This is a genomic window from Ferrimonas sp. SCSIO 43195 (assembly GCF_023716685.1).
GTDB classification, from domain to species: domain Bacteria; phylum Pseudomonadota; class Gammaproteobacteria; order Enterobacterales; family Shewanellaceae; genus Ferrimonas; species Ferrimonas kyonanensis.
Genome location: NZ_CP072679.1, coordinates 4,135,347 through 4,160,313 on the forward strand (window position 1 = coordinate 4,135,347; position 24,967 = coordinate 4,160,313).

General features: G+C 56.8%; 26 protein-coding genes. 11 read left to right on the plus strand and 15 right to left on the minus strand.

Annotated elements, in window-relative coordinates; all coding sequences use genetic code 11:
* Positions 1–5: 5 nt before the first annotated feature.
* Positions 6–977 carry a DUF2333 family protein gene (locus J8Z22_RS19030; RefSeq protein WP_371878031.1) on the minus strand — a complete coding sequence of 324 codons (972 nt, stop codon included), beginning with the start codon at positions 975–977 and terminating at the stop codon, positions 6–8.
* 11 nt (positions 978–988) lie between these two features.
* Positions 989–1,435 carry a copper chaperone PCu(A)C gene (locus tag J8Z22_RS19035; protein WP_028114407.1) on the minus strand — a complete coding sequence of 149 codons (447 nt, stop codon included), beginning with the start codon at positions 1,433–1,435 and terminating at the stop codon, positions 989–991.
* 60 nt (positions 1,436–1,495) lie between these two features.
* Between J8Z22_RS19035 and J8Z22_RS19040 the strand changes: the two genes are divergently transcribed.
* On the plus strand, positions 1,496–2,236 hold the full coding sequence (locus tag J8Z22_RS19040) for an enoyl-CoA hydratase-related protein (RefSeq protein WP_028114406.1): 741 nt from the start codon (positions 1,496–1,498) through the stop codon (positions 2,234–2,236).
* A 65-nt stretch (positions 2,237–2,301) separates the two neighbouring features.
* Here J8Z22_RS19040 and J8Z22_RS19045 read toward each other — a convergent pair whose 3' ends face one another.
* From J8Z22_RS19045 to deoD, 4 genes are all read right to left on the minus strand, one after another.
* The gene (locus J8Z22_RS19045) at positions 2,302–2,463 is read right to left on the minus strand and encodes a hypothetical protein (RefSeq protein WP_156897110.1); all 162 of its coding nucleotides are present in this window, start codon (positions 2,461–2,463) and stop codon (positions 2,302–2,304) included.
* Positions 2,448–2,648, minus strand: coding sequence for a PspC domain-containing protein (locus J8Z22_RS19050; RefSeq protein WP_028114405.1), 201 nt, complete (start codon positions 2,646–2,648; stop codon positions 2,448–2,450). The genes J8Z22_RS19045 and J8Z22_RS19050 overlap by 16 nt, the downstream gene beginning before the upstream one ends.
* Positions 2,649–2,753: 105 nt before the next feature.
* Positions 2,754–3,041: a hypothetical protein gene (locus tag J8Z22_RS19055; protein WP_252007605.1), complete on the minus strand. Its 288-nt coding sequence runs from the start codon at positions 3,039–3,041 to the stop codon at positions 2,754–2,756.
* Between the two features lie 209 nt (positions 3,042–3,250).
* Positions 3,251–3,961 (minus strand): purine-nucleoside phosphorylase, encoded by a 711-nt coding sequence (gene deoD / locus J8Z22_RS19060; RefSeq protein WP_252007608.1) that lies wholly within the window; start codon positions 3,959–3,961, stop codon positions 3,251–3,253.
* Positions 3,962–4,050: 89 nt separating this feature from the next.
* On the opposite strand from deoD, the gene J8Z22_RS19065 reads away from it, so the two are divergent.
* Positions 4,051–4,710 (plus strand): Crp/Fnr family transcriptional regulator, encoded by a 660-nt coding sequence (locus J8Z22_RS19065; protein ID WP_252007610.1) that lies wholly within the window; start codon positions 4,051–4,053, stop codon positions 4,708–4,710.
* Positions 4,711–4,770: 60 nt separating this feature from the next.
* Here the strand turns inward: J8Z22_RS19065 and dusA are convergent, their stop codons facing one another.
* Both dusA and J8Z22_RS19075 read right to left on the minus strand, forming a co-directional pair.
* Entirely contained in the window at positions 4,771–5,724 is a 954-nt protein-coding gene (dusA, locus tag J8Z22_RS19070; protein WP_252010498.1) for a tRNA dihydrouridine(20/20a) synthase DusA, read from the minus strand.
* 261 nt (positions 5,725–5,985) lie between these two features.
* Positions 5,986–6,396, minus strand: coding sequence for a secondary thiamine-phosphate synthase enzyme YjbQ (locus J8Z22_RS19075; RefSeq protein ID WP_252007613.1), 411 nt, complete (start codon positions 6,394–6,396; stop codon positions 5,986–5,988).
* A 225-nt stretch (positions 6,397–6,621) separates the two neighbouring features.
* On the opposite strand from J8Z22_RS19075, the gene J8Z22_RS19080 reads away from it, so the two are divergent.
* The 5 genes from J8Z22_RS19080 (at position 6,622) to J8Z22_RS19100 (ending at position 10,757) form a co-directional block, all read left to right on the plus strand.
* A complete protein-coding gene (locus J8Z22_RS19080; protein WP_028114400.1) occupies positions 6,622–7,008 on the plus strand; it encodes a curli production assembly/transport protein CsgE in 387 nt (128 codons plus the stop codon).
* A 16-nt stretch (positions 7,009–7,024) separates the two neighbouring features.
* The gene (locus J8Z22_RS19085; protein WP_252007616.1) at positions 7,025–7,414 is read left to right on the plus strand and encodes a curli assembly protein CsgF; all 390 of its coding nucleotides are present in this window, start codon (positions 7,025–7,027) and stop codon (positions 7,412–7,414) included.
* Between the two features lie 2 nt (positions 7,415–7,416).
* On the plus strand, positions 7,417–8,172 hold the full coding sequence (locus J8Z22_RS19090) for a CsgG/HfaB family protein (protein WP_028114398.1): 756 nt from the start codon (positions 7,417–7,419) through the stop codon (positions 8,170–8,172).
* Positions 8,173–8,414: 242 nt separating this feature from the next.
* Positions 8,415–8,933: a hypothetical protein gene (locus J8Z22_RS19095; RefSeq protein ID WP_084144537.1), complete on the plus strand. Its 519-nt coding sequence runs from the start codon at positions 8,415–8,417 to the stop codon at positions 8,931–8,933.
* A gap of 15 nt (positions 8,934–8,948) precedes the next feature.
* Positions 8,949–10,757 (plus strand): hypothetical protein, encoded by a 1,809-nt coding sequence (locus J8Z22_RS19100; protein WP_252007618.1) that lies wholly within the window; start codon positions 8,949–8,951, stop codon positions 10,755–10,757.
* Between the two features lie 62 nt (positions 10,758–10,819).
* Here the strand turns inward: J8Z22_RS19100 and J8Z22_RS19105 are convergent, their stop codons facing one another.
* Positions 10,820–11,455: a response regulator transcription factor gene (locus tag J8Z22_RS19105; RefSeq protein ID WP_028114396.1), complete on the minus strand. Its 636-nt coding sequence runs from the start codon at positions 11,453–11,455 to the stop codon at positions 10,820–10,822.
* Between the two features lie 251 nt (positions 11,456–11,706).
* Between J8Z22_RS19105 and J8Z22_RS19110 the strand changes: the two genes are divergently transcribed.
* Together J8Z22_RS19110 and J8Z22_RS19115 are read left to right on the plus strand one after the other, a co-directional pair.
* A complete protein-coding gene (locus J8Z22_RS19110) occupies positions 11,707–12,693 on the plus strand; it encodes a cytochrome-c peroxidase (RefSeq protein ID WP_252007621.1) in 987 nt (328 codons plus the stop codon).
* Positions 12,690–15,095 (plus strand): ATP-binding protein, encoded by a 2,406-nt coding sequence (locus J8Z22_RS19115; protein ID WP_252007624.1) that lies wholly within the window; start codon positions 12,690–12,692, stop codon positions 15,093–15,095. The genes J8Z22_RS19110 and J8Z22_RS19115 overlap by 4 nt, the downstream gene beginning before the upstream one ends.
* On the opposite strand, the gene J8Z22_RS19120 is transcribed toward J8Z22_RS19115, so the two are convergent.
* From J8Z22_RS19120 to J8Z22_RS19135, 4 genes are all read right to left on the minus strand, one after another.
* Positions 15,022–15,939 (minus strand): DUF5692 family protein, encoded by a 918-nt coding sequence (locus J8Z22_RS19120; RefSeq protein ID WP_252007626.1) that lies wholly within the window; start codon positions 15,937–15,939, stop codon positions 15,022–15,024. The genes J8Z22_RS19115 and J8Z22_RS19120 overlap by 74 nt on opposite strands.
* Before the next feature lie 182 nt (positions 15,940–16,121).
* The gene (locus J8Z22_RS19125; protein WP_252007628.1) at positions 16,122–16,961 is read right to left on the minus strand and encodes a hypothetical protein; all 840 of its coding nucleotides are present in this window, start codon (positions 16,959–16,961) and stop codon (positions 16,122–16,124) included.
* 46 nt (positions 16,962–17,007) lie between these two features.
* Positions 17,008–18,180: a DUF5692 family protein gene (locus J8Z22_RS19130; protein ID WP_028114392.1), complete on the minus strand. Its 1,173-nt coding sequence runs from the start codon at positions 18,178–18,180 to the stop codon at positions 17,008–17,010.
* Positions 18,181–18,229: 49 nt separating this feature from the next.
* Entirely contained in the window at positions 18,230–18,892 is a 663-nt protein-coding gene (locus J8Z22_RS19135) for a hypothetical protein (RefSeq protein ID WP_252007631.1), read from the minus strand.
* A 639-nt stretch (positions 18,893–19,531) separates the two neighbouring features.
* On the opposite strand from J8Z22_RS19135, the gene J8Z22_RS19140 reads away from it, so the two are divergent.
* Positions 19,532–20,092 (plus strand): chalcone isomerase family protein, encoded by a 561-nt coding sequence (locus tag J8Z22_RS19140; protein WP_028114391.1) that lies wholly within the window; start codon positions 19,532–19,534, stop codon positions 20,090–20,092.
* Between the two features lie 42 nt (positions 20,093–20,134).
* Here the strand turns inward: J8Z22_RS19140 and alr are convergent, their stop codons facing one another.
* Positions 20,135–21,217, minus strand: coding sequence for an alanine racemase (gene alr, locus J8Z22_RS19145; protein WP_252007634.1), 1,083 nt, complete (start codon positions 21,215–21,217; stop codon positions 20,135–20,137).
* A 10-nt stretch (positions 21,218–21,227) separates the two neighbouring features.
* Positions 21,228–22,628, minus strand: a complete 1,401-nt coding sequence (gene dnaB / locus J8Z22_RS19150) for a replicative DNA helicase (RefSeq protein ID WP_028114389.1) — start codon at positions 22,626–22,628, stop codon at positions 21,228–21,230.
* A 95-nt stretch (positions 22,629–22,723) separates the two neighbouring features.
* On the opposite strand from dnaB, the gene J8Z22_RS19155 reads away from it, so the two are divergent.
* On the plus strand, positions 22,724–24,928 hold the full coding sequence (locus J8Z22_RS19155) for a S46 family peptidase (RefSeq protein ID WP_252007636.1): 2,205 nt from the start codon (positions 22,724–22,726) through the stop codon (positions 24,926–24,928).
* The last annotated feature ends 39 nt before the right edge of the window (positions 24,929–24,967 follow it).

The following is a 24,967-nucleotide window of genomic DNA, read 5'->3' on the forward strand; positions in this document are numbered from 1 at the left end:
TCTATTTACCCTTGAGTTAACAACTGTTTTAAGTCAATCAGTGCGGCATTAGCCCGACTGATGTAGTTGGCCATTACCAACGAATGGTTGGCCACAATTCCAAAGCCACTGCCATTGAGCACCATCGGACTCCAGACGGTTTCCTGGGTGGCCTCCAGTTCACGAATGATCTGTTGCAGGCTGACGGTGGCATTTTTCTTTTCCAGCACCTGTTCGAAATCCAGCTCCACTGCCCGCATGATCCCCAGCAGGGCCCAGCAACTGCCGCGAGACTCGTAGAACACGTCATCGATCTTCCACCAGCTGGTTTTGACGATCTGATCGCTGACGGTCAGGGTGGAACTACTGGCGGAGCTGTCTCCGGCCAGATCGGTATTCAAACGACTCTGGCCGACACTGGCGGACAATCGCTGTGACAGGCTGCCCAGACGCTTATCCACCTGGTCCAGCAGAGCCACCAGGTTATCGGCTCGGGCGTAAAATTGTGCCGTTGGCTGAGTCGGATCGCTGATTCGGTCCCGATAGGCACGCAGCGATGCGGCTCCTTCCCGGTACTGGGACTCGGCGCTGGGAATCACCCAGCTGCGATGATCGATGTTGAATTTAGGCTGCGCCTTCTGCAGATCCGGATCGGCGGTAGATTGCGACTGAGACCGGGACAGGTCCTTGCGCATCACCAAGGTCAGATCCCGCACCTGCTCCAGGGCACCAAACTCAAAGGCCGGCATGTTATCCATAAACACCGACGGTGGCAGTTTGTCGTTGGACAGAAAACCTCCGGGCTTATCCAGCAGGGTTTCGGTGATCAAAATGGCGGCGGTGGTCGTCGCATACCCGGTGACCTGTGGTTCACTGCGCAGCTGCGCGTACTCGATGGCATCCGGCTCAATGCTCCACCATACGGCGATCAGCCAGCCCAAAACGACCAGGCCCAATGTGGACCCGATAACCCACTTGCGATTCAGTGCAACCATCATTAACTCCCTACTCAGTGATTGTGGTGGTGGGCCCCATGTGCCTTCATAGCGACCACCGGCAGCTGCAGCTGTTGGCTGCTGCCATTGTCAAAAGACAGCTGACAGGTCACCTGCTGGCCTGCCTTGGGCGTGTGGTGTATGGCCAGCAGCATCAAATGATCGCCACCTTGCTGAAGCTTAACTTCTTTCTCTTTCGGCAACGCCACCTTTTCAATGCGCCGCATCTTCATCATGCCATTTTCGGTCAGCATGGTGTGGATCTCGGTCTTAGCGGCCAGGTCACAGCTCGCCCCCACCAGGGCGGTGTCTTCACCGTGATTGATCAGTGTCATATAGGCGGCGGTATTGGGCACACCCGGTGGCATCTCTCTGACCATTCCCTGGACAATCTCAACCTGAGCAAACAGCGGTGTCGCCAGCAGCAATGCCGACCAAGCAAACAGTTGTTTGAATTTCATATGGCTTACCTTACACTTCCTTGGTATAAAAAATACTCACCTCCACGGAAAGGAACTGAAATGGCATCCAGCATAGAATTGTCCCGTGACGGTCATGTCATGGTACTGACCATCAATCGCCCGGACAAGCGTAACGCACTGACTCAAGAGATGTATTGCAGTCTGACAACACACCTGCAACAGGCTGATGACGATCCCGAGGTGCGTGCCTACCTGATCCGCGGCCAGGAAGACTGCTTTACCGCCGGCAACGATCTGTCTTCTTTTCTCGATACCGGCTTTGGCGAAGACAATGAAGCGGTGCGCTTCATCAAGACACTGCCCACCCTGAAAAAACCGCTGATCGCCGCAGTCGCCGGCAGCGCCGTGGGCGTCGGCAGCACCCTGCTCCCTCACTGTGACATGGTCATCGCCGCCGACAACGCCAAATTTGTCCTGCCCTTCGTCAATATCGGCATTGTTCCGGAAGCCGCCTCCAGCACCTTGATTCCGCAGATGTGTGGCGGCCCTTTGGCCTCGGAGTTGCTGCTGCTGGGCGAACCCTTCGGTGTCGAAAAAGCCAAGGCCGTGGGATTAGTGAACCACAGTTGTCCGGCTGACCAGCTGATGAAGCTGGCCATGGAGTACGCCCAGAAATTTGCCGCCCGACCGCCCGAAGCGATGCAGCAAGCCAAGGCGCTGCTGAAGTTGTCTCAACCTCAGTTGGGCCAGGTGATGCAGGCGGAGTTTGCAGCGCTGGCCGAGCGGCTGAGCAGTAATGAGACTCGTCAGGTGATCGGCGCGCTGATCAACAACAAGTAGCGCCAACGCTGGATTAAGGTGGCGGAGCCCCTGAGAGGGCGATAGGGACTCCGCCGAAACTGACATTACCGGCTTCTCTGCCACACCCAGCAAGCCAGCAGCAAAACCGCCACCAACAGCAGTGACGGCGTGCCATAGTCCTGCCACCACCACACCATGGCGGTGGCGTCTGCGATGGTGACCATTATCAGGCACACCACCAACAGGATAATCAGTAATACCGGCATCGCCGCTTTGGCATCAGCAAAGAGGCCACAATGTAGATCAGGGTGGCGGAAACAGGCTCTATCATCAGATAGACCGCGAACACCACCCGGCACCAAAACAGATTCAGGCCCCAGTGCTCACACAGGCCGGCAAATAATCCAGCCACCCACCCCTTTGCGGGGTCCCGCATTAATCGACTGCTCATGTCGCTCTCCTTAGTGTCGAGATTGATACCACCATACGCCCAGGGCGCTGACGCCCCACCCGGCTACCGGTAACATGCACAGCAGCACGGGGGTCCAGCCGGCGATCATTCATCGTCTCCGAATTGGCCGTTGGAAGCGGTCAAGTTGCTGTCATCGGTGATCAGCACCAGCTCGGTACGCATCTCGGCAATGCCGCGGGATGCATCGGACTTCAGTTCACCATCGAGTTGAGCGGCGATGTCCAGCCGCAGGGATGAGATCTGGGAAGACACGAACTGCTCGACTCCCTGTTCAATCTCATCTTGTGGGTTTGCAACCGCAGCGCCAGACACCATCATCAGGGTGACCAGGGATACCGACAGCAGGGACTTCACTTTGATTGAACCTTCCATGAGTTGCTCCATTTAGGATGTTGGTTAATGACACTGATGGTTATTCAATCAGCGTGCCAACTTTTATTTCATTGATACTAAAAGGAATTGTTAAAAACCGAGGAGGGTGTGGTGTGCCGATTTAAGGAGATTGCCGGGGAAATGGTGATTTTCACCACCCCTTGGTGAAATTGGTCAAAAAAGGGACAGCAGCTGCCCCTTGGTCTGAATCAAACCGGCTGCACCGCTGTGGCCAGAGCCAGCTCGACCATGTCGCCGAAGCTTTTCTGGCGCTCCTCAGCGGTGGTCTCCTCGCTCTTCAACAGATGGTCGGAGACGGTGAGAATGGTCAGGGCACGCACCCCATGTTCTGCGGCGATGGCATAGAGGGCCGATGCCTCCATCTCCACCGCCAGCACCTTCATTTTCTGCAGCGCGGGCAACAAAGCCGGATCGCTGCCGTAGAAAAGGTCATTGGTAAACACGGTGCCAAAACGGGCGGCCATCCCCAGCCGCGTCGCCTGCTGCTGACAGGCCATCGCCAGATCGAAATCCGCGACCGCCGGGTAGTCATAGCCTGCAAAGCGAGTACGATTGGTCAGTGAGGCGGTGCCCGCTCCGGTCGCCACCACCACATCCCTGAGCGAGAGATCCTCGGCCACCCCGCCACAACTGCCGACGCGGATCAGGGTTTTTACCCCATAGTCGCGAATCAGCTCCTCGGCGTAGATCGAGATCGACGGGACGCCCATGCCGTGTCCCATCACCGACACCCTATGGCCATTCCAGGTGCCGGTAAAGCCCAACATGTTGCGCACATTGGTCACTTCCACCGCATCCTCGAGAAAGGTATCGGCAATGTACTTGGCCCGCAGGGGATCACCGGGAAACAACAGCAATTCGGCAAAATCACCAGGCTTAGCGTTGATATGGGGAGTCATTTTGATTTCCTCTTTTTTCAGTGTCGGGGACAGTGTAAAAAGAGGTTTGAGATCAGCATGAGGACAATTGTCCGCCAGGGGAGTCAGAAATGCCTGCGTCAGCGTCCCGCCCTTTAAGCAGTGCCATTAACGAGGGCCATCAACAGTTGATGGACGCCATCCACGCCCTACCTTTAAAGCAATGGCAGTTGGAGGAGGGACAGCCCTTGTTGCACCAGGGAGAGCATGTCAACGCCCTCTACTGGGTGGAGAAAGGCGAGTTTACCCTGCACTACGCCGCCGCCAACGGCAAAGAGTTTGGCCTGGGGATCTGGCAAGGGAATCGGCGGCTATTCGGCGAAGTGGAACTGCTAACCGGTCTTCCCTGCCAGTTTGACGTGGTGCCGCTGGCGCCCGTCATTGTCCGGCAACTGCCCAGAGCCAAACTGGAGTCCTTGCTCATCGAACACCCCAAAATCGGCCTGTGGCTCAGCCAACAGTTGGCGGGTTATTACCAGCAACAGATGCAGCGAAACATGACGCTGAGCCTCTATCCTCTGGCGCACAATATCGCCTTGGATCTGATGCAGCGCAGAGCCCGGGGCGAGCCGGACCTCAAGCTCTATCAGGAAGCGGCCCGCTTCGGCTGCTCCGAACGGGTCTACCGACGCGTGGTGGCCCAGTTAACCGAATTGGGGCTGTTGGAAAAGCGTGGAGGGCGGCTGGAGGTCGTCAGCCAAGACAAGTTAACGGCCTTTCTGGACCTGTAAACAACAACGCCGCCCCGATAGGGCGGCGTTGGCTTATTCGCTATCCCGGGTGACCAGTGATCAACCCGCCGCGTCCTCGAGGGGCTCGCCCACGTGGGCCATCGCCTCCAGCAGCAATGCCGGTGTGGCATCCGCGTGATGGGCTCGCTCGGACAGAGTGCGGCGCCAGGTGCGGGCGCCGGGCAGCCCGTTAAACAGACCCAGCATATGGCGGGTCACGTGGTTTACCCGGCCGCCACCGGCAAGATGGCGTTCTACGTAAGGCACCATCATCTCCACCACTGCGCGGCGATCCACTGCCGGGGTATCACAGCCGTAGATCTCTCTGTCCACCGCCGCCAGCAGGTAAGGGTTCTGATAGGCCTCGCGACCGACCATCACCCCATTCAGGTGCTGCAGGTGGGTCTGACACTCCTGCAGGGTTTTTATGCCGCCGTTGAGGGCCAAGGTCAGCGCCGGGTAATCCCGCTTCAGTTGATAGGCCCGCTCATAATCCAGCGGTGGAATCTCACGGTTCTCTTTCGGACTGAGCCCCGACAACCAGGCTTTTCGAGCATGGATGGTAAAGCTGTCGCACCCCGCCGCCGACACGGTATCGATAAACTGAGTCAAAAACTCGTAGCTGTCCTGATCGTCGATGCCGATGCGGGTCTTCACCGTCACCGGCAGATCCACCGCCTGTCTCATGGCGTCCACGCAGCGGGCCACCAATGTCGGCTCCGCCATCAGGCAGGCGCCAAAACGGCCATTTTGCACTCGATCCGATGGGCAGCCGACGTTGAGATTGATCTCGTCATAGCCCAACTCCTGCGCCCGCTTGGCACACAGGGCCAGATCCGCGGGATCGCTGCCCCCCAGCTGCAGAGCCAACGGATGTTCCTGCTCGTTGTAGCCAAGATAATCGCCCTTACCGTGAATGATGGCACCGGTGGTGACCATCTCGGTATACAGCAGGGTGTGACGGGACATCAGCCGTGCAAAATAGCGATAATGGCGGTCGGTCCAATCCAGCATGGGGGCAACGGAAAACCGGCAGTTGTGTTCAACCTGACTCAAGAGCATGACACCTTTTACAAATTCACTCAGACCATTCGGTCGCGGATGGTCAACCCGGCCGCCCAGCTTGGGCAACCTAAGGCCCTAACGGGCCAGGGGCGGCAGTATAGCAGAGCCAGGCGGCACTGAAAAAAGCCAATCGCCCCTCGGTCTATGGTGCCTCGACACCACCCGGCCTAACTCCCTGCCGGTACTGACTTTACCCTGAACAACGCCTCGTTAGCCCATCAGGGTAGCCAGCAGCCGTCGTGCTCCGCCGTGATCCCGGTGTTCACCGAGATAGATCCCTTGCCACTGTCCCAGCCCCAGTCGCCCTTGTCGCACCGGCAGCAACAAACTGGTGCCCAACAGGCTGCTCTTAATGTGGGCAGGCATGTCGTCATCGCCTTCATAATCATGGCGAAAATAGGCGCTGCCATCGGGCACCAGACGATCAAAGAAAGCGCTGAAGTCACCCCGCACGGTAGGATCACAGTTCTCATTCAGGGTCAGGCTGGCGGAGGTGTGTTGCAGTTGCAGATGCAACAGGCCACTGGGCAACTGCGTCAGCGGCAACGCCGCCTCAATCTCATCGGTGATTAGGTGAAACCCCCGCGGGCGCGGGGACAGGGTCAGCATGCGCTGGTTCATGGTGGCGCTCCATCGTAATTCTTATTCCGGCATGATGGCCACAAGCGCCCGTCAGGGCAAGTCCCTCCGACGGCACCGCAGGCATGGATGGGCTAGCCCATTGGCACCAAAACGGCTCAGAAACTAAACTTTTGGGTGATGGGAAGCCCGCGTGATTATCCCTAAGTTACGTCCATGGGTTTGACCGACAACTCACCTTTTTTCAGATACCTAAGGCCGTAGACCATGATGTGGCGAGCGCTGTTGCTATCCCTACCGCTGCTCCTGTCAGCCCCCGCCTGGGCTCAGGAAGACGACATCGAACTGGATGGCCTGCTGGTGGATCGGACCCTGACCCGGTTTGGCAAAGATTTTCTCTACTACTATTCCGGCTACTGGCGGGATCTGCCCGGCACTCAAGGGTTCATCGTCACCGTCAGTGAAACCGTCTACCCGCAAGCCGGGACTCGACTGTGGATAGAGGTCAATCAAACAAAAATATATGAGACCTATTTTGGCCGCCGCCACAACAACATGAAGGAACGCGCGGATCAGGCCATGTTGGTCACCATCGACCACGTAACACAGGTGAAAGCCAACATCATGCTGGGCCAGCACGATGACCACTGGTGATCACATGGAGGTGAACATGCGCATCCGTTTTCTCTGGCTACTGACCCCGCTGCTGAGTTTTGCCGTCGGTGCCACTCAGCTCAGCTACCAACCCATCAACCCCAGCTTTGGCGGCAATCCACTTAACGGCAGCTTCCTGCTTGGCAAGGCGCAGTCTCAGAATGACCATACCGCCGATCGCACCGAAGCCAGCTTCGTAGAGCGGTTCCAGGAGTCGCTGGAACGCAACCTGTTGTACAGCCTGACCCGCAGCATCTCCAACGGCGAGTTTACCGCCGGCACTTACAATACCGGCGACTACATCGTCGAGGTGCTCGACAGCGATCCCAATAACATCATCGTCCGCATCACCGACATCACCACCGGTGAGATTACCGAGATCGTCATGCCTCGAGTGGAGTTGTAGCCATGAGACTGCCACTGATTCTGCTGATGCTCATGCTGCTGTCCGGCTGCGCGGCCATGCCCAAGCCTGACCTGTTTACCGAACAGGCACAGATCGATCCGGTCAGCGAGCTGATGTTGTCGATGCAGCAGGCACCGACGCCACAGTACCCGATACCGGTGGCGGTGTACGCCTTTCGAGACCAGACCGGACAATATAAGCCCCAGGCCAATGTCAGCTCCTTCTCCACCGCGGTGACTCAGGGCGCCACCTCGATGCTGATACAGACACTGTTGGAGACCGGCTGGTTTGATCCGGTGGAACGTGAAGGGCTGCAGAACCTGTTGACCGAACGCAAGATCATTCGCCAGCGACAAAGCAAAGAGGAATCTCTGCCGTCACTGGCGGATGCCAGGTTGCTGTTTGAGGGCGGCATCATCTCCTACGATACCGACACCTCTACCGGCGGCATCGGTCTGGAGTATTACGGCATCGGCATCTCCGAGCTGTTCCGCAAGGATCAGGTCACCCTGTACCTGCGGGCGGTCGACGTCCACAGCGGCAAGGTGCTGCTGTCGGTTTCTGCCACCAAGAACATCTTCTCACAGGAACTGCGAGCCGGCTTTTTCCGCTACATCAGCCTCAACCGGTTGGCGGAAGCAGAAACCGGCTACACCACCAACGAGCCGGTGCAACTCTGCGTTCGCCAGGCCCTGGAAACCGCGGTGGCGGAGATCATCGAACAGGGCAAACAGAAGGGCTTCTGGAGCAGCAGTTAACCCTCCAGCACCGTTCCTGCTTCAACGCTTGCCTCGGGCAGCCTACGGGCTGCCTTTTTTTTTTGCCTGAAAACAGAGCTAACCCGCCGAAAAACAGCCTAACCCCGATGAACTAGCCCGCGCCAGCAACAACCGAACAATACCTAGACAACAAGCTATTAATCAGCAACTTAAGCATAAAATTGTCAGAACCAGAAAACCCCCCATAACGGCTATAGAGGCCCTCAAATGGGATAGGTAGCATGGAGCTACTTTCTGATGAGGTTGTTATGAAATCGCTGCTTCTGAGTTTTCTATTACTCTGCACGCCACTGCTGGCGAATGAGTTGTCTTTGCCTCTGCAGGCCTTGATGGACTCTCGCTCGGTAGCGGATTTGCTGGCGCAGGAAAACCCGAACAGGATCTCGCTGCAACAAACCGGCGCCTTTAACCGCGCCGCTCTGTATCAGTCGGGCAACGACAACCTCATCGCCCTTTTACAAAATGGCGAACACCAAGACAGCATTATCCAACAGCAGGGAGAGGGCAACCGGGTTGCGGCGCTGCAGTATGGCACTAACAACGAGCTAACGCTCAGCCAGTACGGCAACGATAACCAGGCCCACATCTTTCAGGGGGGTAATGGCAGCAAACTTGAGATTCACCAGGAGGGGGACGCCAACCTCCTCGATGTCGGGATCTATTCAGTGACGCCGATGGAATCGCCGCTCACCATCCAGCAGACCGGATACGGCCGTGATCTCCTGATAGGCTTTTACTAATCCGAAAAGGAACTGATGATGAAACACGGAATTAAGTTATCACTGGTGGCCGTTGCTCTGGCCAGTGTGGGTTTTGCCGCGACGGCAGAAGACACCGTCTCCATTACCCAAACCGGCAATGACAACGCCGCCAACTACCACTCCAATGGTGGCAACAGCGCGACCATGACTCAGAGCGGCGACAATAACGACATCGCCACCGGCCTGTTTGCCGATGGCGGCAACACCGCCATCCTGAGCCAGAGTGGCGACAGCAACGCCATCAGTCTGAATGAAACCAGCACCACCACAGGTGCCGGCAGCGACTACAACCTGACTCAGAACGGCAGCACCGGCCTGCTTGACAAGGCACAGGGCCAGCAGATTGCCATCGACATGTTTGGCGGTAACAACGACGTGACGGCCACTCAAACCTATGGCGATGGCCAGGATGTCGAAGGCGCCGCCGTCGGCAACCAGATCATGATGAGCGCCGCCGGCGTCGACAACACCTTGATGTTGGATCAGAGCGGCGACAGCAACGTCATCAGCTTCCACTCCGAAAACGCCTCCGGCAATACCGTGACTGCCGGTCAAAGCGGCGACAACAACAACCTGGACATGTCCGACGTCAACAACCTGCAGGGCGTCGGCGTGACCACCCTGCAGAACGGCGATAGCAACATCATCGACATGAGCGACGTCGAAAATGTCGAAGGCGGCAGCATCGACGCCTTCCAAAATGGCCAGGGCAACAGTGTTAACTTGCTCAGCGTCACCAACCTGAGCGGTGCCACCATCTCCAGCGACCAGAACGGCAGCGCCAACAGCTTCAACCTGTCCGGTGTCAACGACGTCAGCGCCTCCATCATTAAGGGCGTACAGGCCGGCAGTGGCAACAGCATCGACTTCTCCGATGCCGATGGCATCAACGGCTCGACCATCACGGCCGACCAGGCGGGCAATGGCAACATCGTTACCGGTACCGTCAGCAACATCAGCAACTCCACTCTGTCGGCCACTCAGGGCGACCTGGCCGAAGGCAACGGCAACGACGTTGACTTCATCGCCGTGGACCTGACCGACAGTGAGCTGGTCACCAACCAGACCGGCCAGAGCAACGAAATCGACGTGGACGTGCGCTGGTCAGAGAACGTGGATTACACCCTGACTCAGACAGGCGAGAGCAACCAGATCGATTACGCCAGCTCCTGGGGCTCGACCAACTCGACTCTGACCATCGACCAGTTGGGCGATCGTAACTACGCCAATGTCATTGCCGACGGTGACGGCAACACCCTGACTCTGGGCCAAACCGGCAGCGATCATCGCGCCGACGTCGACGTCTATGCCGACAGCAATACTCTGACTCTGACTCAAAGCGGCAGCCTGCAGGAGTTCGATGTGGACGTGACCGGCGACGGCCACGGCATCACCATGAGCCAGAGCGGCAACGATAACTACGCCAAGGTCAATGCCAAAGGCAGTGGCGGCACCATCTCTACCACCCAGGATGGTGAGATGAACAGCCTGTCTCTGCTGACGTCCGGCGCCGGCCTGACCGCCACCCTGCTGCAGGAAGGCAATGGCAACGTCATCGCCGCCAACGAGTCCGGCGGTGCTTATGAGTCCAACGGTAACGGCAACACCCTGCTGGTCAGCCAAACTGGCGGAAATAACAACGCCCTGTACGGCAGCCAGATTGGCGATGGCAACACCATCGACCTGACTCAAACCGGTTCATTCAACACCGCCACCATTGATCAGAGTGGCATGGGTAACACCGCCACTGTGATGCAGGGTGGCATGTACAACAGCGCCACTGTGGTACAGATGAATCCATAACCGGCGCCCTGAACAACAAAGGGAGACCCTGAGGTCTCCCTTTTTACGTCCGTTTACGCCGCTCAGGCCAGGCCGAGCTTACTCACCAGCTCAACCCGGTTGCGGGTTTCGGTTTTACGAAAGATGGAGGCCAGGTGAGCCTTAACCGTGTACTCGCTGATGAACAACTTGCGGGCTATCTCCTTGTTTCTGGCTCCAAGGGCCACCAGTCGCACCACGCTCTGCTCACGATTGGTCAGTTTGTCTTGCTCCTGGCGACTGCTCTGTTGCGCCTGGGCACCGATCATCTGGCACACCGCCTGCTCCAGAGTCGCCCGTGAAAACCACAACTCCCCCTGAATCAGCGCCCGCAGCGCCGACAGGCTCATGTCGACCCGATCGTTGTGGTACAGCACCCCCTTCACTCCCTGAGTCAGCAGGTGCACCGGATCGACACTGTCTTCGGTGACGCCGAACAACGCCACCGATTGCTCTGGCAGCAACCGCTGCACCCACACCGGCACGCCATTTCGGTTTAGACCACAGGAGTCCTGTGACACCAGCAGCAACAGATCCGGCCGGTTCAGCTCCGACGCACGCACGTCGCCGGGCTGGTTGCGGACCTCGATCTCCACCTCCAGGGTCTTGCACAGCATTGGCAGGGAGTTGGCGCTGTCATCTCCCTGTATAAACAACACTTTGGAAAATTTTGTAGTCATCTCGCAATCCTTCGCTCCCACTGAATCAATCACTTGATCTCCGGGGTTCACTACAGCAGCTTTTAAGCTATCGGCTAATGCCGGCCAGCTCAAGCAGAACCTGAACCAGGGTCAACCAGTTACACTTGTCACTTTACCCTATTTCTTGCCAACAATGACCCTGCAACAGGCCATTTTTTGGTGTTTTTTTGGACAATGGCTATCTTGGCACCTATAGGTTACAAGGAGATAAACACACTCAAGGATTGAGTATGAGACCGCTCTGGGGTGCCTGGATCGCCCTGTTGCTGCATGGATGCAGCCTCGAACAACCGCACCTGCACCCCAACATCGTGGCGGATTTGCAGCCACTGAAGACTCACCAGAATCGGCCTGTCGTCCCCATTCCCGTCGCTGTTGATGACAACCCGGCACTGACCCGCATCGGCCTGGCGCTGTTTATGGATCCGCGCCTGTCCAGCAATGGCAAGGTCAGTTGTGCCACCTGCCATCCGCTGAATCAATACGGTGCTCAGCCCAGCGCCCTGTCCCCGGGAGTTGCTGGCAGCGGCCCCCGCAACAGCCCGACGGTCTTCAATACCAGCCTGAATCCGAGCCAGTTCTGGGATGGCCGCGCTCACTCCCTGGAAACTCAAATCGACGGCCCGCTGCACAACCCACTGGAGATGGACAGCGACTGGCCCGCGGTGGTGGCCAGGTTATCGAACGATGCCGCCTTTCACGACGCCTTTATCGATGCCAGCGGCCAGCCCCTGAGCGAACACAGCATCAAGGCGGCCATCAGCCATTTTGAACGGCAACTGCTGACGCCGGGCTCACGCTTTGATCGCTACCTTCAGGGAGAGTTAACCCTGACCGCATCAGAGTCCGCCGGCTGGTCGCAGTTTCAGTCCCTGGGCTGCATCCTGTGTCATCAGGGGGTCAACCTGGGCGGCAACCTGCAACAGACCTTCGGCCTGACCCAAAGGCCCGCCAGCACCAGCGTCGATCGGGGCCTTGGCGACAACAGCGGCGACAAACGGGACGCCCATGTATTCCGGGTTCCAGGCCTGCGCAATGTGGCGCAAACAGCCCCCTATTTCCATGACGGCTCGGTGACCCACCTCGACCAGGCCATTGAGATCATGGCGATGTCGCAACTGGGCATCACCCTGACGGCTAACCAGACCCACGACATCGGTGCATTTCTTCACAGCCTTACCGCGCCGCCGCCAGCCATTTTGCGGGAGGCACCATGAAAATCGCCACCCGCCTGAAGCCGTTGGCTGCCGTTGCACTGATCGTCAGCGCGGCCATGATCGCCATCATCGTCTACGGCCGCCTGCAACTGAAGCAATTGACTCATCAACAGGCCAGCCTGACCGAGGCAGAATACCTGATCACCGCCGCCCTCAATGATCTGATGACTCAGGGGCAGGAAAACCGACGCAACCAGGACTACTCGGGCTGGTTGCATCACTACCTCATCAATAACAGTCGCGACAAGGTGTACAGTGCCCCACAGCATCAACAGCTAACACTGAAACTGACCCAGTTTGCTCGCCACTACCACGCCCTGCAACAACACCAAGTCGCCATGGCCGTCAGTGCTCGAGCACTGCGGGCCCAGTTTCTCCAGATAGAGCACCGCGGCTCCCCGACGCAGAAGCTCAATGCCGCTTGGCTGGAACGCCACTACCTCAGCAGACACCGGGACTCTGCCGCGATTGTGAAACCCTCACCACGATGGCTCGCGTCACTTCCGCCAGGAAACCAGAGTCAGATTAACGTTCACGGCCAAGCGCTAGCGCGCTCCCAAGCCGCGCATCAATACCACCTGACGGCGCTGCAGCAAACGCGCACGCCGGAGGCTCTGGCTCAAGCGATACAAACCAACCACCGCACCGCCAAGCACTACGATAATCAACAGGCATTGGCTTTCGTGATGCTGGTGCTCACCTTGATCGCCCTGTCTGCCATCGAACTGATACGAAAACTGCGCTCCATCAGTAAGCTCAACAACGAACTGGCCCGAATCTCTGAGCTAAAAACTTTTTTCCTGGCCACCATGAGTCACGAGATGCGCACCCCGCTGAACGCCATCAGCGGTTTTACCGACCTGTTGAGTCAAAGTTCCTTGAGTCCTCAGCAGCGAGAGCAGGTCAGTCACATCGGTCAGGCCTCCAGCACCCTGCTGACCCTGGTCAATGACATCATGGACCACAGCAAGCTCAAAGCCGGAAAACTGGTGTTGGACAAACGCCACTTTGCCGTCGACGAGCTGTTGGAGGAACTGCACCACTTGTTCGCCAAGCATTGCCGCGATAAATCCCTGGCCCTGTGGGTGCATTGCGATCCCAGTGCACCGGAAGTAATACACAGCGATCGCTTCCGCTTGCATCAGATACTGTGCAACCTGCTCAGCAACGCCTGCAAATTCACCACACAGGGCCATGTCGAACTGCGACTGAGTCGCACCAACGCCGACTCGCTGCTGATCACGGTGACCGACACCGGCATCGGCATTTCACCTGAGGCCCAGAAGCACCTGTTCGATGCTTTCACCCAAGCCGACTCCTCCATCTCCCGCCGCTTCGGAGGCACCGGCCTGGGACTGGCCATCAGCCACAGTCTGGCAACCTTGCTGGGGGGGGAACTGACGGTCACCAGTACGCCGGGCGCCGGGACCACGTTTCGATTTTCACTGCCCATTGACGACACCGTTCCTCAATCCCGCCCCAGCCTGGGACAGGTGCTGGTGCTCGGGCAGGACCGGGTGGCCGTTCCCGCCCTGCTGGACATTCTTCGCCGCCAGCATTTCGATGCCAGCGACAACCCCGCCATGCTGAGCCGCACCGACGAGCCGGGACTGCTTCACGTTATCCTGGCCGACGCGCAAGGGCGACAACAGTGGCGGCAACTGAAACCAACCCTGTCACCGCGACGGGGGAAGTGGAAACTCTACTGCATCGACACCGAAGGGAGCACACCGACACCGGAGTTCACCGCCATTAGCCTTCCGGTCTCCGCCAAAGACCTGCAGCAACTGCTGCACCAACAGGCACCGGTAGAATCGCAACCTGTCCTTCGGGACAATGGTCACCCGTTGCGCGACAGGCGGATTTTGGTGGTCGATGACGTCATGACCAATCGGCTGGTGGCTAAGCAGATACTGACCAAAATGGGGGCCACCGCCACGGTGGCTGATGGGGGGAAACAGGCAATTGAGTTATTGCAGACCCAGGGGTTTGATCTGATTCTGCTGGATATCCAAATGCCGGGCATGGACGGCTACCAAACCTGCCAGGCCCTTCGCCGTCAACTGCCTCAGCACCACGGCACTCCGGTGATTGCCCTGACCGCCAATGTACTGTCGCAGCGGGACCCAAACCTGCTGGCGTCCGGCTTTGAAGGCTGCATCACCAAACCCATCACCCGGGAACACCTGTTGTCAGGCTTATCCAGGATCGTGCCTGGGTTGCTGGATACTCAGGATCGGCACCGCATCGACGGGGAGGGAGCGGCCGGCCCGATGGGACCAATGCAAGGAGAGCCGGCCGCAGTACAGCGAAAGAGGAAGCGAACCGCTAACGGGACGCCGCCACCTTTTGATAGGCAGGAAGATGCTGATACAACTCATCTTTCAGAGGATGAAGCTTAGCCTGAGCGATGCGACGGAACTGGTACACCACCAGGGCCACATTGGACGCCAGCGCAATGGCGGAGACCCACCACAGGGCTTGCGGGTTGTTGGAGGCCTTGACCGCAAACATCGAGGTATCCACAAAGCTCGGGAAGCACATGACGAACATCATCCAGAATCCCAGCGTGTGGGCCCGGTGCTGCAACCACGCGCCTTTACGCATGAAGAAAGCCGGAATGGTGCAAGACAGGAGCAAGGCTCCTCCGGCATAAAACGCATGATCGCCGACGCAGTTGTAGACGTAAGCGAAATTCCACAGATCGTAGGCGACGATCCAGAACCACAGCATGTCCGGCCACAGCATGTCTTTGAATTTGTCGTTACTGATGAAGATGCCGGCCCAGCCACAGATGGCGATGATATTGAGAATGCCGGCCACGCCGTTCATGATGTTCCAGACGCCGCCGGTGATCATGATGCCATCGACCATGCCGTTAAAACTGAAGCACTGAAAGTCACGGACCACCGCCTCGGCGATGTTGATCGCCAGGATCGCAGGCGGAAACATCAGCACCCACTTCTTGTCCGCCGCCCCCTTGATGTACCGAATGGCCATAAAACCGACGCAGCCCGCCAGCGAGGAATACACCTTGGCCCAATGGAACCAGGTGCCGACACTGGAACCTTCTGCCGAGGTGGTTTTCGGCCACACGGTAAAGGTCAGAATCAATGGCAGGACAACGAAACAGGCAATGCCGGCCCACATGCTGCGGCGGGAGATCTCATTCAGAATAATCAACGCCACCAGCACGCCCAGAAAGGCCGCCCAGGAGTACCAGGGAATGGGTTCAAACAGAAACATAATGCTACCTCGTCAAGGTAGGGGGTGACCGCCGGGACGCTAATAACGACGGTCACCCATTTCAGTACTCGTCGGGTGAGGATGAACCCGACATTGACCGAAAAGGAGCGTGGGTCTCTTTGCCAGCCCAGGCACTCAGGAGACGGTGACTCCCGAGCCGGCAAAGATCCCACAGGGGTGGATTAGAAGGCGTAGTTGTACTCAACCCAGAAGCTGTCGTTCTTGGCAGTCGAGTAGTAAGTACGCACATTTTGCTTCTTGGTCAGCTGGTAAGCGACAGACACCTCAAACTCGGTGGCATCCATCTGCAGACCGCCGTCCATCACATCGTCATCCCAGGACTTACCGTTCAGCTCCATGGTGTAACGGTAGCTGGCCAGCATCCACCACTTATCGGTGAACTTCCAGTTGACGTACACCATGGCGGTACCGATGGTCGAAGCGATGTCGACGCCGCTGCTGCTGCTGTCGGGCCACTCAGGGTTCAGATCCTGAATGTTGTCGTCCATGATCACGCCACCCACATACAGGATGGGCCAGATCAGAATCTTATCGCCCACCGGAATGGTGGCCACCGGACCGGCCTGAATCACCGAGGTGGAACCGAAGAAGGGGTGATCCGCAAACACCGCGTCGACCGAGAAGCCCAGACCATTCAAAGTGTTGATGGTACCGTAACGCAGGCGATAGGAACGGTTGCTGGCCTTGCCCTTGGTCTTGGTACCGACCGGGCCAACACTGCCATCCGGGTACAGGCCGTACTCGATGCCGCCAAACTTGTCGCTTTTATCGCCTTCGTTAAAGATGTTTTTCATCTCAAACAGGATACCGGACTTCTGCGCGTACTCACCCTTGTCTTCCGACAGCGACATCATCCCTTTCAGGTTGGCCCCTTCGGTACCGTATGAGGCCCCCAGGTAGGTATACACTTCGGTGGGGCTGCCCATGTTAGGGGCGTCGTCCGCAGCCAGTGCACAGAAACTCATTGCGGCTAAGGTGAGAGCAATTGTCTTTTTCATCATAAACTCCATCGAGATTTTGTATTTATATAATCAGTGCCTAATAAAACTAACTAACCATTTCTTGTTGTAGTCTGTAATTACGCCATTTCGCTCCATATACCTGGATGAACAAAATAGTGTTCAGCAGGAAACTCAAGAAACCAATTGCCAGCATCAATTCATCATTACGTGGCAACATCACAACATTACTTTCGTACATCGCGGGGTTGGTGAAGTAATACATAAATGACAGGGCGAGAGTAAACGCCCGGGCCTGCAACCAAGTTCCCTTAGTAATAAGCAGAGAAGGAATGGTCGCTGCGGTTAACACCATGAACTGAGCGGTAGCGGAACCTGGAAAGTTCAAATATACAAACGCAAAGTTCCAAACGTCGTAGGCGATGATCCAGAAGGTGGTCATGGCCGGCCAAACCATATCTTTGTCTTTGGTTTTCGCGGCTTGAATTTGTGCCCACCCGGTCAGTGTGATAATGGAGAAAATACCACCAATGGCGTTCAATACGTTGGCGGTATAACCCATGCTGAAATCCTGAAGTACCGCTTCAGAAATATTCAAGGCCAGGAAACCTGCCGCACAGAATTTCGCCCACTTCATCTCTCCGACCTTGGTGTACCGAATCAATGTAAACAGCACACAGGCACCCACAACCGAATACAGCTTCACCCACTTGAACCAGTAGCTGACGCCATAGCTGGCCCACAGGGGAATCAGCACAATCGGCAGAACAAAGAAGATCACCACAGTTGGCCATTTATAGCGGCGACAGATTTCGTTCATCACCATCAGGCCAATCAGAACGAACAACACATGAGCGTAGGCTCGCACCTGTACCCATTTATGGCCGGTAAACTTCTTGTTGCCCTTCTCATACAGGAAGCGGTCAACCGCAACCATTGGCATCGACACATCATCGAAATCATCAATGATCTGGCCGCTGCTGCTGGTGATGGTCAATTGCTGATCCTGGACCTGCCAGCGCTTCTGTTCGACGACGTTATGACCACCGTACTGCTTGGTCACAGTAACCTGGTTGTCAGCGGCAAACTCCATGCGGAAAAAAAGACTTCCTTGTCCAGGATCTCCATCCATGGTTCCTTGCCAAATCTGACCAACCAACTGGTCTTGAAAATCAACTCCTTCCAGATCGGTTGCCATGGCCGCCGGGGTCAGCAGCAACATCAGCATCATCGCCTGAAATGCTTTCACTAATCTGTTCATGCTATCGATTCCCTGACGGGGTGGTGGTAACCACCCCGCTCCTTACCGGTTACGCCGTTACGGGTTTCTGACCAGAGGCCATCGAAGGCTTTTGGGTCTCCAGCAGCGGACTGCTCTCCTCGGTTCTGGCATCCACCACCAGCGGCGGTGTTCGATTGCCATAGGGCGGTTCCTTACCCCCTTCAGCATTGGGCTGACGGAATTTCTTGAAGTAGTAAATCAGGTAGGCGATGTGCAGTACGGCGTTGGCCACACCCCAGAACATCAACACGTTGTCGTTGGCCCAGTGGGTGGAGTCCATCACGTCGGCAAACGGGTCGCCCATGGCGCGCACCAGAATGTGGAACGCCAGGGTGTAGACTCGAGCAATGATGTACAGCTCTGGTCGGCCTTTGATCAGCGGATACAGCTCGGCGGCCATCAGAATACAGAAGGAGCTGGCGAAGTAACCGGGGTTTTCGCCATACACAAATGCCATGTTCCAGGTGGTGTAGAGGAAGTTCCAGGCAGCGGTAGAGAAAAACAGCAGATCGTTGGGTGCATCTTTACCAATCAGCCAGTACTGACGCTTGCCGTTTTTGTATTTTGGCAGCGGCATGGTGGCCAGCAGCACACAACCGGCAATAAAGTTAAAGTAGTTCTGAGTAACCAGATCCTTAACTGTCGCCTCGGCAATATTCAGGAACAGGACGCCGTACAGACACCACAGCACCCAGTCTTTTCGGAAAAACTTGAGAATTCTGTTTGGATTATCGTAATAAAGATAAGCCAATCTCGCACTACCAACAATAATGGCAGTTGGAATCAAAACACTGACGGTTTTAGCCCAGCGGAACCAGCCGTCTAAGTTATCAGCCCATAATGGAGCTGTAAGTAAAGAGAGCATCCAAAATGCGAAAGTGAATCTTGGTGTTCTTCTCATCATCTCTACTAATACAAGTAGAAATACTATGTAGCCAACCATCGAAACGATGTAGGTGGAAATTGGTATGCCCATAACCAACCCGTCCTCTTTTTATTATCCCAAACAAAATTAGTGTATTTACTCTAATTCGAGGTCTGACCAGATAACGTGACTAAGATCATGCTATGGATTTATTCATTAAAAAGGTAAACGCAATGTGAATCGAACCACATTCTTTAACACAGGGCCAATCAAAAAGGCTAAATGGAGTCTCTCAAACAGAAGCAATCACCACGATAGATTGCCAACACAGCCAAAGCGTGCTTTTTGATAACAATTCAAACACAAGCGATACCAACACCGGACATAAAATTGATCCAGGTCAGAAAAAAAACAAATTAGAGCATATACTCTAATCGAATCTCCCCCAATCAATCGGTGGCTTACATGCGTAAATTGTTAACTGCGATTCTTCCTTTATCTTTGTGCCTGAGTGCGCCCAGCTGGGCATTGACCGTGGCCGACGTTAATATTGATGACTCCCTGAATGTTCAGGGCATTGAAATGCCACACCGTGGTGCCGGTATTCGTAAAAAGTTCTTTATGAAGCTGTATGTCAGTAGCCTGTATAACCAGGACAACCTGCCAGCAGAGGAGTTGATGAAAGGCAAATCCGCCGCCGCCATTCAGCTGGACATCATCTCTTCGATGATCACCTCAGAAAAGATGACCGCCAGCATGGAGGAGGGCTTTGAGCAGTCCGCCGGTGACCGCCTACCGCAGATTCAGGATAAGGTCGATCAGTTCACCGCCGCCTTTAGCGAACCGGTTCAAGAAGGGGATCGATTCCGCATCGTCTCTCTGCCAGAAAGTGGTGTTGAACTGCGAAAAAATGGCAAATCACTGGTGACCATCGAAGGGGAAACCTTCCGCGAAGTGCTGCTGGGGATCTGGCTCGGTGATGACCCGCTTGATGATGACCTGAAAGAAGCGATGCTGGGAGAGTAAGGTCTCAGCCTCTACAAAAAAGCGGCCCGCAGGCCGCTTTTTTTATTCCACATACTGATACTGTACCCGGGCGGTGGTACTGCACAACAGCTCATAGGGGATGGTGGTGGCGCACTCGGCAATCTCCTCCACCGGCAGGCCCCTTCCCCACAGCACCACCGGATCGCCGACGCTTACCTCGGCGTCACCGATGTCTACCGTCATCATGTCCATCGATACCCTACCCGCCAATGGAAAGCGTCGACCATTGATCAGCACCGGGGTGCCGCTGACCGCGTGCCTGGGGTAGCCATCACCATAGCCCATGGCGATGACCGCCAGGCGGGTATCCCGACCGCTGCGCCAACTCTGACCGTAACCCACAGGCTCTCCGGCCTTAAGCTCCCGAACCGCCAGTACCGCGGTTTTCATGGTCATTACCGGCTGCAGCTGAAAATCCTGAGGTCGCCCGGCGATCATCGGTGATCCACCGTACAGCGCCAGCCCGGTTCGCACCCAGTTGCCGTGCGCCGCCGGCCACACCAGGGCGCCGGCCGAGTTAGACAAAGTGCGTTCGCCAGGCAGGTCTCGGGTCAGTTGATTAAACAGGGCGATCTGGCGTGCTGTTTCCGGGTTTTCGGCTTCGTCGGCCACCGCGAAATGGGTCATAAAGTTAATGTCCCCCTGCAGGTGCGTCAGGGCACTGAGCCGTTGGTAGATGGCCGCAAACTGCTCAGGCTGAATCCCGAGGCGATGCATGCCGGTATCCAGTTTCAACCAGATTCGAATCGGACGACTGAGCACCGCCCGCTCCAGCATCGCCACCTGCTCGACATCATGAATCGCCACTTCCAGATTATTGGCAGCGGCCAGCTCCAGATCCTCTTCCGAAAACACGCCCTCAAGCAGCAACATTCGGGCGCAGATGCCCTCATTGCGAAGGCACAGGGCCTCCTCCAACCGGGCCATACCAAAGCCATTGACTCCGGCCTGATCCAGCCAGCGGGCCAGAGTGGTTAATCCATGGCCATAGGCGTTGGCTTTCACCACCGCCATGATTTTCGAGTGCGGAGCCAGCTTACGCAGCCGCTCCAGATTATGCAGCAAGGCATGACGGCTGATCTCAGCCACAGGGGAGAATCGCACAGCAGATTCCTTATTCGTCGTATTCGAAGCCGCCGCCGGCGTAGTTGTCAAAGCGGGAGAACATGCCCTGGAAGGTCAGAGGAACCTTACCAATGGGGCCGTTACGCTGTTTACCGATGATGATTTCAGCGGTGCCCTTTTCGGCGGTGTCGGGATGATAGACCTCATCCCGATAGATAAACATAATCAAGTCGGCATCCTGCTCAATGGAGCCGGACTCACGCAGATCCGAGTTCACCGGCCGCTTGTCGGCCCGTTGCTCCAACGAGCGGTTCAGCTGCGACAGGGCGATCACCGGCACGTTCAGTTCTTTCGCCAGCGCCTTCAGCGAGCGGGAGATCTCGGCGATCTCCAGTGTCCGGTTGTCCGACAACGCAGGCACCTGCATCAACTGCAGGTAATCCACCATGATCATCGACAGGCCGCCATACTCCCGGGCAACCCGGCGGGCGCGGGAACGCACATCGGTGGGGGTCAGGCCGGAGCCATCGTCGATGTACATCTTACCCTGCTCCATCATTAGCCCCATGGTGCCGGACACCCGGGCCCAGTCTTCATCATTGAGCTGGCCGGTACGGATTTTGGTCTGGTCTACCCGGCCCAGCGACGCCAACATACGCATCATGATCTGTTCCGAGGGCATCTCCAGAGAGAAGATCAGCACCGGCTTGTCTTCATTCATGGCCGCCTGCTCACACAGGTTCATGGCAAAGGTGGTTTTCCCCATGGAAGGTCGGGCGGCCACGATGATCAAATCCGAAGGCTGGAAGCCGGCGGTCATCTTATCCAGATCCGAGAAGCCGCTGGAAACCCCGGTCACACCGTTATGAGGATTACTGTACAGCTCCTCAATCTTATCCACGGTTTTTTCCAGGATACTCTTAATGTTTTCCGGGCCTTCATTGGCACTGGTGCGGCTTTCGGCGATCTTAAACACCTTGGTTTCCGCCAGATCCAGCAGGGCCCCGGAGTCGCGCCCGTCGGGATTGAAGCCGGCGTCGGCGATCTCATTGGCCACCTTGATCATCTCACGCACCACCGCGCGCTCGCGTACGATCTCGGCGTAGGCGACGATGTTGGCCACACTGGGGGTGTTGCGGGAGATGTCGGACAGATAGGCGATGCCGCCGACGTTATCCAGCTCGCCGAGACGATTGAGCTCTTCGGAGACGGTCACCAGATCCAACGGGTGGCCGTTTTCCAGCAATTGTGACATGGCGGCGTAGATAAACTGATGACTGCGGCTGTAGAAGTCCTCTTTGACAACCCGTTCCGCCACCTGATCGAAGACGTCATTATTCAGCATCAAGCCACCGAGGACCGACTGTTCCGCCTCCAGAGAGTGAGGAGGAATCTTCAGCTGATCCACTGTCTTTTGCCGTTTGTCGTCGCGCTGGCGCGTTTCTGCCATGTTAAACCCGTTACACTCAATGCGTTAAATTGGTAAGATTTCCCCTTTCTGGGCGCATTGCCCAAACAGGAATGATAATAATAAAGGGACCTCCCATGCCAACCAAAGTTTCTTCTTCGGTCTCCGTCCTAGCGCTAAGCCTGGCCGTGGCCCTGCCCGCTGTCGCCAATGAAGGCCAGTGGCTCCCCATGCAGATGCCGCAACTGAGCGATGAGCTTCAGCAAGCCGGCATCCGTCTGCCAGCCGAACAGCTGGCGGACCTGAATCAATATCCAATGAATGCGGTGGTAGGACTGGGGTATTGTACTGCCTCCTTCGTTTCTCCCAAAGGATTGGTTGTCACAAACCACCATTGTGCCTACCGGGGCATTCAGTTCAACAGCAATGAAGAACACAACTACCTGGATGATGGCTTCCTGGCCACCAGCCTGGATAAAGAGCCTTCTGCTGGCCCTCAGGAACGCCTGTACGTCACCGACAAGATCGAAGACGTTACCGAGCAGGTGTACGCCGGTGTCAACGACGACATGGACGGCTATCAGCGCTACCATACCATCCAGGGCAACCGTAAGGCGCTGCTGAAGCAGTGTGAGTCCAACGACAACTACCGTTGCCATGTGCGCAGCTTTCATGGCGGCAAAAAGTACTACCTGTTGCGTCAGTTGATGATTCGCGACGTGCGTCTGGTATACGCGCCGCCTCAAAGTGTCGGCTCCTTCGGCGGTGACATCGATAACTTCGAGTACCCCCGCCATAGCGGTGACTTCACCTTCCTGCGGGCCTACGTTGCCCCGGATGGCTCACCGGCCGCCTACAGCGAAGACAACGTCCCCTACCAGCCCAAGAGCTTCCTTAAGGTCAACGCCAGTGGCGTGAAGCAGGGAGACGGGGTATTGGTGGCAGGCTACCCGGGCCGAACCAGCAGACACAAACTACTGAGCGAATTGGAATTTGCCAGTAACTGGCAGTATCCGGTCGGTGCCAGCCGCTATCAGCAGCGCATCGATCTCATCGACCAGTACGGCCTCGAAGACGGCGTCATCAAGATCGCCTACGCCGGCACCAAAGCCAGCCTTGCCAACCGCATGAAGAAGATGAACGGCCTGCTGGATGGCTTTCGTAAAACCGACATTCCCGCCATCAAGGGCAGCAATGAACACGCCTTCAAAGACTGGCTGAAAGCCGAGCCGAGCCGTGCCGACGCCCTGGCCAAGGTTGAACAGCTGGAGAAAAAGCTGGCCGAGCAACGAAACTACAAGCAGCGGGCGTTCTACTTCGAAAATGCCCAGTCCAGTGCCCTGCTTAACACCGCCAACCGACTGTATAAACTGGCCAATGAGCGCCAAAAACCCGATGCCGAGCGCGAGGAAGGCTATCAGGAGCGGGACATGAAGATGCTCGAGGGCCGTCTCAACCGCCTGACCCGCAGCTTCCATACTCGTATGGATCGGGGCCTGTGGCAGATGGACATCGACGCCTACCTGGCTCAGTCGCACCGGACTGCGGCCCTGGACAAGGTACTGGAAACCCTGGACCTGGATCAGGCCTATGCCAACACCGGCCTCAATGACAGCGGCCAGCGCCTCAAGTGGATGACCCAGCCGGTGTCGGCGTTCAAAGCCAGCGATGATCCCTTCATTAAGATGGCGGTGGCCCTGTACGACGCCAACGAAGCCAATCGCAAGCAACGTCAGACCCTGGCCGGTGACATCACCGCCGTGCGTCCCGCTATGATGGCGGCCTTGCTGGACTGGTACGACAGCCGTAACCAGCCGGTGTACCCGGATGCCAACGGCACCCTGCGCATCAGTTACGGTGTGGTCGATGGCTACCAGGCCGCCGATGCCCTGTACAAACAGCCGTTTACCCGACTGGAGGGCATTGTCGAGAAGCACACCGGCGTCGAACCGTTCAATGCACCGCAAAAGATCCTCGAGGCCATCAAGGCCAAACGCTATGGCAGCTACTCGGTGGACAGCATCAAGGCGCAGACCCAATCCTGGTACTGCGGCATTTTGCCTTGTGCCGAGGCCAATGACGGCCACTTTGGCTCGGTGCCAGTGAACTTCCTCTCCAGCGTCGACACCACAGGGGGCAACTCCGGTTCGCCGATCCTCAACGGCGACGGCGATCTGGTCGGTCTGAATTTCGACTCCACCTATGAGTCGATCACCAAGGACTGGTACTTCAACCCCAGCATCACCCGGGCCGTACACGTCGACTTCCGCTACGTGTTGTGGATGATGGAAAATGTCGACAGCGCCGACAACCTGTTGACCGAGCTGACCCTGATCAAGTAAACGCTTACTAACGAAAAAAGCCGCCATATGGCGGCTTTT

Excerpts from the sequence above, each read along its gene's own strand:
- J8Z22_RS19055 (WP_252007605.1), bottom strand. The coding sequence starts at position 3,041 with ATGGAAGGTTCAATCAAAGTGAAGTCCCTGCTGTCGGTATCCCTGGTC.
- dusA (WP_252010498.1), bottom strand. The coding sequence starts at position 5,724 with ATGCTGGATTGGACCGACCGCCATTATCGCTATTTTGCACGGCTGATG.
- J8Z22_RS19050 (WP_028114405.1), bottom strand. The coding sequence starts at position 2,648 with ATGAGCAGTCGATTAATGCGGGACCCCGCAAAGGGGTGGGTGGCTGGA.
- J8Z22_RS19080 (WP_028114400.1), top strand. The coding sequence starts at position 6,622 with ATGATGTGGCGAGCGCTGTTGCTATCCCTACCGCTGCTCCTGTCAGCC.
- dnaB (WP_028114389.1), bottom strand. The coding sequence starts at position 22,628 with ATGGCAGAAACGCGCCAGCGCGACGACAAACGGCAAAAGACAGTGGAT.
- J8Z22_RS19100 (WP_252007618.1), top strand. The coding sequence starts at position 8,949 with ATGATGAAACACGGAATTAAGTTATCACTGGTGGCCGTTGCTCTGGCC.
- J8Z22_RS19120 (WP_252007626.1), bottom strand. The coding sequence starts at position 15,939 with ATGTTTCTGTTTGAACCCATTCCCTGGTACTCCTGGGCGGCCTTTCTG.
- J8Z22_RS19115 (WP_252007624.1), top strand. The coding sequence starts at position 12,690 with ATGAAAATCGCCACCCGCCTGAAGCCGTTGGCTGCCGTTGCACTGATC.
- J8Z22_RS19065 (WP_252007610.1), top strand. The coding sequence starts at position 4,051 with ATGCCTGCGTCAGCGTCCCGCCCTTTAAGCAGTGCCATTAACGAGGGC.
- J8Z22_RS19090 (WP_028114398.1), top strand. The coding sequence starts at position 7,417 with ATGAGACTGCCACTGATTCTGCTGATGCTCATGCTGCTGTCCGGCTGC.
- J8Z22_RS19095 (WP_084144537.1), top strand. The coding sequence starts at position 8,415 with ATGGAGCTACTTTCTGATGAGGTTGTTATGAAATCGCTGCTTCTGAGT.
- J8Z22_RS19030 (WP_371878031.1), bottom strand. The coding sequence starts at position 977 with ATGATGGTTGCACTGAATCGCAAGTGGGTTATCGGGTCCACATTGGGC.
- J8Z22_RS19040 (WP_028114406.1), top strand. The coding sequence starts at position 1,496 with ATGGCATCCAGCATAGAATTGTCCCGTGACGGTCATGTCATGGTACTG.
- J8Z22_RS19105 (WP_028114396.1), bottom strand. The coding sequence starts at position 11,455 with ATGACTACAAAATTTTCCAAAGTGTTGTTTATACAGGGAGATGACAGC.
- J8Z22_RS19125 (WP_252007628.1), bottom strand. The coding sequence starts at position 16,961 with ATGATGAAAAAGACAATTGCTCTCACCTTAGCCGCAATGAGTTTCTGT.
- J8Z22_RS19045 (WP_156897110.1), bottom strand. The coding sequence starts at position 2,463 with ATGCCGGTATTACTGATTATCCTGTTGGTGGTGTGCCTGATAATGGTC.
- J8Z22_RS19035 (WP_028114407.1), bottom strand. The coding sequence starts at position 1,435 with ATGAAATTCAAACAACTGTTTGCTTGGTCGGCATTGCTGCTGGCGACA.
- J8Z22_RS19110 (WP_252007621.1), top strand. The coding sequence starts at position 11,707 with ATGAGACCGCTCTGGGGTGCCTGGATCGCCCTGTTGCTGCATGGATGC.
- deoD (WP_252007608.1), bottom strand. The coding sequence starts at position 3,961 with ATGACTCCCCATATCAACGCTAAGCCTGGTGATTTTGCCGAATTGCTG.
- J8Z22_RS19140 (WP_028114391.1), top strand. The coding sequence starts at position 19,532 with ATGCGTAAATTGTTAACTGCGATTCTTCCTTTATCTTTGTGCCTGAGT.
- J8Z22_RS19130 (WP_028114392.1), bottom strand. The coding sequence starts at position 18,180 with ATGAACAGATTAGTGAAAGCATTTCAGGCGATGATGCTGATGTTGCTG.
- J8Z22_RS19155 (WP_252007636.1), top strand. The coding sequence starts at position 22,724 with ATGCCAACCAAAGTTTCTTCTTCGGTCTCCGTCCTAGCGCTAAGCCTG.
- J8Z22_RS19075 (WP_252007613.1), bottom strand. The coding sequence starts at position 6,396 with ATGAACCAGCGCATGCTGACCCTGTCCCCGCGCCCGCGGGGGTTTCAC.
- J8Z22_RS19085 (WP_252007616.1), top strand. The coding sequence starts at position 7,025 with ATGCGCATCCGTTTTCTCTGGCTACTGACCCCGCTGCTGAGTTTTGCC.